A 2,032-nucleotide genomic window follows, 5' to 3' on the forward strand; every position below is an offset into this window, starting at 1 on the left:
ATCGTGAGCGGGCCCGCATCACCCGGCCAGGCCGCAGCACGCCTCGCCAACAAGCGCGGTGCTGCCCGTCTGGCCGCAGTGCAGGCGCTCTATCAGATGGATGTGGCCGGCAGCGGCGTCTTCGAAATCACCGCCGAATATGAGGCATTCAGGCTCGGCAAGGAAGTCGACGGCGCGCTCTATCGCGAGGCGGACGCACAATGGTTTCGCGCCATCCTCGCCGGCGTCGTCGAGAACCAGAAAACCATCGATCCGGTCATCCGCCAGGCGCTGACCGAGGACTGGCCGCTGTCCAGGCTCGATTCGACGCTGCGCGCCATATTGCGCGCCGGCGTCTACGAACTGATGAAGCGAGAGGACGTGCCGGTGGCTGTCATCGTTTCGGAATATGTCGACATCGCCAAGGCGTTTTACGAAGAAGACGAGCCGAAGCTGGTCAACGCGGTGCTCGATCGCGTGTCGCGCCGGGTGCGCGGCGAAGGGCGTGGCAAGGACGCTTCATGACGGCCGTCGCTATCGCCGAGGCTGGCAAGGAAGCGCGCCGCACGGCGCTCATTCTTGCCGCTTCGCAGGCGATTATCGGTTCGGCCGCACCGATCGCCATTTCCGTGGGCGGGTTGGCCGGACATTATCTGCTTGGCTCCGACAAGTCTCTGGCGACCGCACCGATCACCGGCTTCAACGTCGGCGTGGCGCTCGGCGCCTTGCCGGCCGCCGCCATCATCCGCCGGCTCGGCCAGCGCGACGGCTTCATGACCGGCACGATCGTCACTGCGCTCGGTGGTCTGATCGCCACGCTGGCGCTGTTTCAAGCCAGCTTTTGGCTCTTCGCCTTCGGCCTGCTGGTGATCGGCATCGGCGGTGCCTTCGTCCAGCAATTCCGCTTCGCCGCCGCCGACAACGCGCCTTCTGAATTCAAGGCGCGCGCCATTTCCTTCGTGCTGGCCGGTGGCATCGTCACCGCCATCCTTGGGCCGCAGATCGTCATCTTCACCCGCGAATTGTTTGCGCCGGTGATGTTTGCCGGCTCGTTCGCGTCGATCCTGGGGCTGGCAGCTGTCGGCGCCGCCATCCTGTCGTTCCTGCGCATCCCGGCCAAGGCAGCCGGCAAGGTGGAAATCGCCGACAGCGATGCGCGGCCGCTCTCCGAGATCGTCACAAGGCCGCGTTTCGTGGCGGCGCTGTTTTGTGCCGTCGGCAGCTACGCGCTGATGAGCTTCGTCATGACCGGCGCACCGCTCGCCATGGTCGGCTGCGGCCTGTCGACGGACGACGCCACGCTCGGCATTTCCTGGCATGTGATGGCGATGTTCGCGCCGAGCTTCTTCACCGGCTCGCTGATCTATCGCTTCGGCGCCGAACGGATCGTCGCAACCGGACTTGTGTTGCTCGTCGGCTGCGCAGTGGTGGCGCTGTCGGGCTTGGCACTGTGGCAGTTCTGGACGGCGCTGATCCTGCTCGGCCTCGGCTGGAATTTCGGCTTTATCGGCGCCACTGCCATGGTCGCCGACAGCTACCGGCCATCCGAAAAGGGCAAGGTCCAGGGTTTTCACGACTTCGTCCTGTTCGGCTCCGTCGCTTTCGCATCGCTGATGTCGGGCACCGTCTACAACGCCTGGGGCTGGGAGATGCTGAACTGGGTCATCTTCCCGGTGACGGTGCTGTGCTTCGTGGCACTGGGTGTGTTGAAGATGACAAGCGCGCGGCCGACCAGCACATGACCCCGAACCGAAGGTTCGCTTCGGCGAAATCGGAATCGATTTCGCTGGGGATCATGCGCAAAATCAAAAGTGCTACAGCGTCCTTTGCGCGTCCAAGCAGACGCGCGGCGTTGTAGTGACATGACGATGTCGGGACGAGGCAGCCGCGAGCTCACCCGCTTCCGAACAATTATTGCGCCCATGCCCCTTCTTATGAAACCGTGTACCCCGACGGAGCATTGAAGCCATGCTGATATGCGGCAGCCGTAGTCCGGTTCTCAGCAAGGGATTTGTGAAATGTTTTCAGTCAAGGTTTTGGCCGGCGCGGCTCT

General features: G+C 63.6%; 2 protein-coding genes. Both read left to right on the forward strand.

From position 1 onward, the window contains the following. Positions 1-3 precede the first annotated feature (3 nt). Positions 4-504 carry a transcription antitermination factor NusB gene (gene nusB / locus EOA85_RS33670; RefSeq protein WP_029353406.1) on the forward strand — a complete coding sequence of 167 codons (501 nt, stop codon included), beginning with the start codon at positions 4-6 and terminating at the stop codon, positions 502-504. After that, positions 501-1,721: an MFS transporter gene (locus EOA85_RS33675; protein ID WP_127212578.1), complete on the forward strand. Its 1,221-nt coding sequence runs from the start codon at positions 501-503 to the stop codon at positions 1,719-1,721. The genes nusB and EOA85_RS33675 overlap by 4 nt, the downstream gene beginning before the upstream one ends. The last annotated feature ends 311 nt before the right edge of the window (positions 1,722-2,032 follow it).

Source organism: Mesorhizobium sp. M5C.F.Ca.IN.020.29.1.1 (assembly GCF_003997375.1).
Taxonomy (GTDB): domain Bacteria; phylum Pseudomonadota; class Alphaproteobacteria; order Rhizobiales; family Rhizobiaceae; genus Mesorhizobium; species Mesorhizobium wenxiniae.